We start from the raw sequence: 3,947 nt of genomic DNA, 5'->3' as shown, positions 1-3,947 counted from the left end.
CGCCCGTGCGCGGTCAAAACCACCCCGAAGCGCCCCCGATCGAACAGTCTGGCCCCGAGTTGGCGCTCCAGTTCCTGGATGCTGCGACTTAAAGCCGGTTGAGACAGGTGCACGACTTCCGAGGCGCGGGCAAAACTGCCGCACTCAACTAACGCCATGAAATGCCGGATGTGTCGTGTGTCCATGGCACTATATCTATGCGTTTTGCGCATATTAAGTCAAGAAACATTGCATTGGATGAACGGAACACCTCGCTTCAAACTGCAGTTACGTGGCGCACGATTCGAAACCAACAAAACCCAGGTGCCGCCAAAAAGAGGAGATTCCGCATGCTACCCCTATTCAAGAAGGCCATGCTGACAGCGTTCGGTGCCGGTTTACTGTTCCCGATGATCGCTCAGGCCGAAACCTCCAAGCCGGCAACGGACGTGACGGCACAGTTAAACCAGGCGGTACTGAATGAGCTGCCGTTTTCCGATACCCGTTCGTTTGAGGACGCTCGCCGTGGCTTCTTGGGTGCGTTGCCTGATGGCAGGGTGCTGGATAATGAAGGTCACGTGGCCTGGGACATGGCGCCCTACGCCTTCCTGCAGGCCGATGCCGCTCCGGATTCAGTCAATCCAAGCCTGTGGCGCATGGCGCAACTGAATGCGATCCATGGGCTGTTCGAAGTGGTCGAAGGCATGTACCAGGTCCGCAACATGGATCTGTCCAATATGACCATCATTGAGGGTGACAGCGGCCTGATCATCATCGACCCCCTTCTGACTCCCGCGACGGCGCGCGCCGGTCTGGAACTCTATTACCAGCATCGAAGCAGAAAGCCCGTGGTGGCAGTGCTTTACACACACAACCATGCGGATCATTTCGGGGGTGTGAAGGGTGTCGTTAATGAGGAGGATGTTCGAGCCGGGAAGGTCCGGATCTATGCTCCAGAGGGGTTTATGGAGCATGCAATTGCAGAGAATGTGATTGCCGGCAACGCCATGACCCGTCGCGCCACCTACCAGTTCGGCGCTGGTTTGACTCCGGGCGTGAGAGGTCATGTCGACACCGGGCTTGGCAAGGCACTGGGTAGCGGTGGGCTCAGCCTTATTGCTCCCACCGATACCGTGCCTGACAACGCCAACCTGACCATCGATGGTATCGAGATTGACTTCCAGATGGCGCACGGCACCGAAGCCGAATCTGAGATGATGATGTATTTCCCTCAGTTCCGTGTGCTCAACACCGCCGAGATCACAAGTCAGCACCTGCATAACATCTACACCATCCGCGGAGCCGCCATTCGCGACGCCAGTTCCTGGTCCAGGTTTATCGACAAGGTACTGGTTCGCTTCGCTGATCGCACGGACATTCTGGTGGCCCAGCATCACTGGCCGATCTGGAACCCGGAAGACATCACGCATTTTCTGGAAGTTCAAAGGGACCTGTACAAGTATATCCATGATCAGACGGTTCGTATGATGAACCGTGGCATGTTGCCAGGCGATATTGCTGAAAACCTGCAGTTACCTGAAAGCCTGAACCAGGAATGGTCAGCGCGCGGTTATTACGGAACCGTCAGCCACAATGCCCGCGGTGTATATCAGCGCTACATGGGTTGGTATGACGCCAATCCCGCCAACCTTAACCCTTTGCCACCTCGTGAAGAATCGAGACGCACCATCGACTACATGGGCGGTGAGGCAGAAGTGCTCCGAAAGGCCCGCGAAGATTTTGCGGACGGCGACTATCGCTGGGTTGCATCAGTGATGCGAGATCTCGTGTATGCCAACCCTGAAAACCGTGAAGCGCGCGAACTGGGCGCGGACGCTCTGGAGCAGCTTGGTTACCAGGCCGAGGCGGGCACCTGGCGTAGCGCCTACCTCGTTGGTGCGCACGAATTGCGCCACGGCCTAATCACGCCGAAACATGTGGGGCTGCAGCCAGACCTGATGCAGGCACTGCAAATCAGTATGTTTTTTGATTCGATGGCAGTAAGGATTGACCCGGAAAAAGCCGCCGGAGAGCATCTGGTGATCAACTGGTCTATTACCGACCAGGGTGAGGATTATCGGCTGAACCTTCAGAACGCCACGCTGACCCATCGGTCGGGGGAGCTGGACGAGCGTGCCCACGCCAGTGTGAGTATGCACCGAGCGGTACTGGATAATATCCTTCTTCAAAAAACCAGCTTCCCGGAGGCGGTGGAGTCTGGCGAGATCCAGGTCGAGGGGGCAGTGGATGCCTTCTTTGGCCTGCTGCAAATGCTGGAAAAACCACCAGCAAACTTCTCCATCATTGAACCGGTGGGGGAAAAACCGTGAACGAGAATTTTGATTACATCGTGGTCGGTGCCGGCTCTGCCGGTAGCGTACTGGCGGATCGGCTTTCAGCCGATGGCAGATACTCGGTCTGCATACTGGAGGCGGGGCCGGGTGGGGATTCGTTCACGATCCGGACGCCGGGCGCCTTTGCCGCCCACATGTTTCTCAAGAAGTACAACTGGGCATTCAACGCCAGGCCCGACCAGAAACTGCGAGATGGTGAGCCCTTGTTTACCCCCAGGGGAAAAGGGCTTGGTGGTAGTTCGTCAATAAACGGCATGCTCTACGTGCGCGGTCAGAAAGAGGACTACGACGAGTGGGAGGCACTCGGTAATGAAGGCTGGGGCTATCGGGAGATGTTGCCTTACTTCATAAAATCGGAACACCACGAGACGCTTTCCGGAACCCCTTATCACGGCAAAGGTGGCAACCTTCACATCAGTGCACCGGAAACAGCGGAGTACCCGATGTCCGAAGCTTTCGTAGATGCGGCACGGCAGGCCGGTTTTCCCTGCAACAGCGATTTTAACGGCGCCAACCAGGAAGGCGTGGGCTATTTCCACCTGAACATCAAGAATGGCCGTCGATTCGGTGCCGCCGACGCCTATTTGAAGCCGGCCATGACTCGCCAGAACCTGACTGTATTCACCGACGCACAGGCGAAAAAAGTGGTGTTCGAGGGCAAACGGTCTGTTGCGGTAGAGCTCCGCCACAAGGGCAGAGATCGGGTGTTGCGGGCAAACCGGGAAATCATTCTAAGCGGTGGAGCGATCAACTCGCCCCAGTTGCTTCAGCTTTCCGGCATCGGAGACCGCGACATCCTGGAAAACCTGGGTATTCGGTGCCTGCACGAATTACCGGGAGTGGGTAAGAATCTTCAGGAGCATGTGGACGCCTGCGTCCTGGTCTCAAGCAGGAAGAACAGTGGCTTCACTGCCTCGTTCGGTGGCCTGCTGAAAATGCTCCCGGATACCATCCGATACTTCCTCAGTAAACGGGGCAAGCTCGCTAAATCCATCACCGAGGCTGGCGGTTTTATCAAATCCAGTGACAGCGTTAATCGCCCGGATGTTCAGCTCCACATGCTGCCGCTGCTGTTTGATGATAGCGGTCGGGACCTGAAACTCATGTCCAACCCCGGTTATTCAGTGCATGTCTGTGTGCTGCGGCCGAAGAGCTCAGGCAACGTAACCATAACGTCGGCCGATCCGTTTGCGGCGCCGGAAATCGACTACAACTTCTTTGCCGATCCCGATGACTGCAAAGCCATGGTCGATGGTATCCGCCAGGCCCGCCGGATTCTCGCGGCGAAGGCCTTTGACGATTATCGGGGTGAGGAACTCCACCCGGGTGCAGATCGCCAGTCCGATGAGCAGATCATCGAAAAGGTGAAGGAAAAGGTGGGCCTGGTATACCACCCGGTGGGCACCTGCAAAATGGGAACTGACAGGATGGCGGTCGTGGACCCACAACTCAGGGTGCACGGACTCGAAGGCCTCCGTGTGGTGGACGCGTCCATCATGCCACGGCTGATTAGCGGCAATACCAACGCGCCTACGATTGCCATTGCCGAAAAGGCTGCTGACATGATTCTCGAAAAGGCGGAGGGCTGCGATATCTGATTGTCAGCTTATAAAC

Annotated in this window: 3 protein-coding genes; 2 read left to right on the top strand and 1 reads right to left on the bottom strand. The window is 56.7% G+C overall.

Annotated features, from left to right (window positions below; all coding sequences use genetic code 11):
* Positions 1-185, bottom strand: a 185-nt coding sequence (locus B2W52_RS01010; RefSeq protein WP_286801017.1) for a helix-turn-helix domain-containing protein, incomplete at its 3' end; no start/stop codon positions are given.
* A gap of 144 nt (positions 186-329) precedes the next feature.
* Here B2W52_RS01010 and B2W52_RS01005 point away from each other — a divergent pair.
* Together B2W52_RS01005 and B2W52_RS01000 are read left to right on the top strand one after the other, a co-directional pair.
* On the top strand, positions 330-2,309 hold the full coding sequence (locus B2W52_RS01005) for an alkyl/aryl-sulfatase (protein ID WP_273073016.1): 1,980 nt from the start codon (positions 330-332) through the stop codon (positions 2,307-2,309).
* Positions 2,306-3,931: a GMC family oxidoreductase gene (locus tag B2W52_RS01000; RefSeq protein WP_273073015.1), complete on the top strand. Its 1,626-nt coding sequence runs from the start codon at positions 2,306-2,308 to the stop codon at positions 3,929-3,931. The genes B2W52_RS01005 and B2W52_RS01000 overlap by 4 nt, the downstream gene beginning before the upstream one ends.
* Positions 3,932-3,947: the final 16 nt, after the last annotated feature.

It is taken from the genome of Marinobacter sp. UBA2498 (genome assembly GCF_002341575.1).
Lineage (GTDB): Bacteria > Pseudomonadota > Gammaproteobacteria > Pseudomonadales > Oleiphilaceae > Marinobacter > Marinobacter manganoxydans.
Note: the sequence above shows the minus strand (reverse complement) of the source record. Positions and strands in the feature narration are given on the sequence as shown.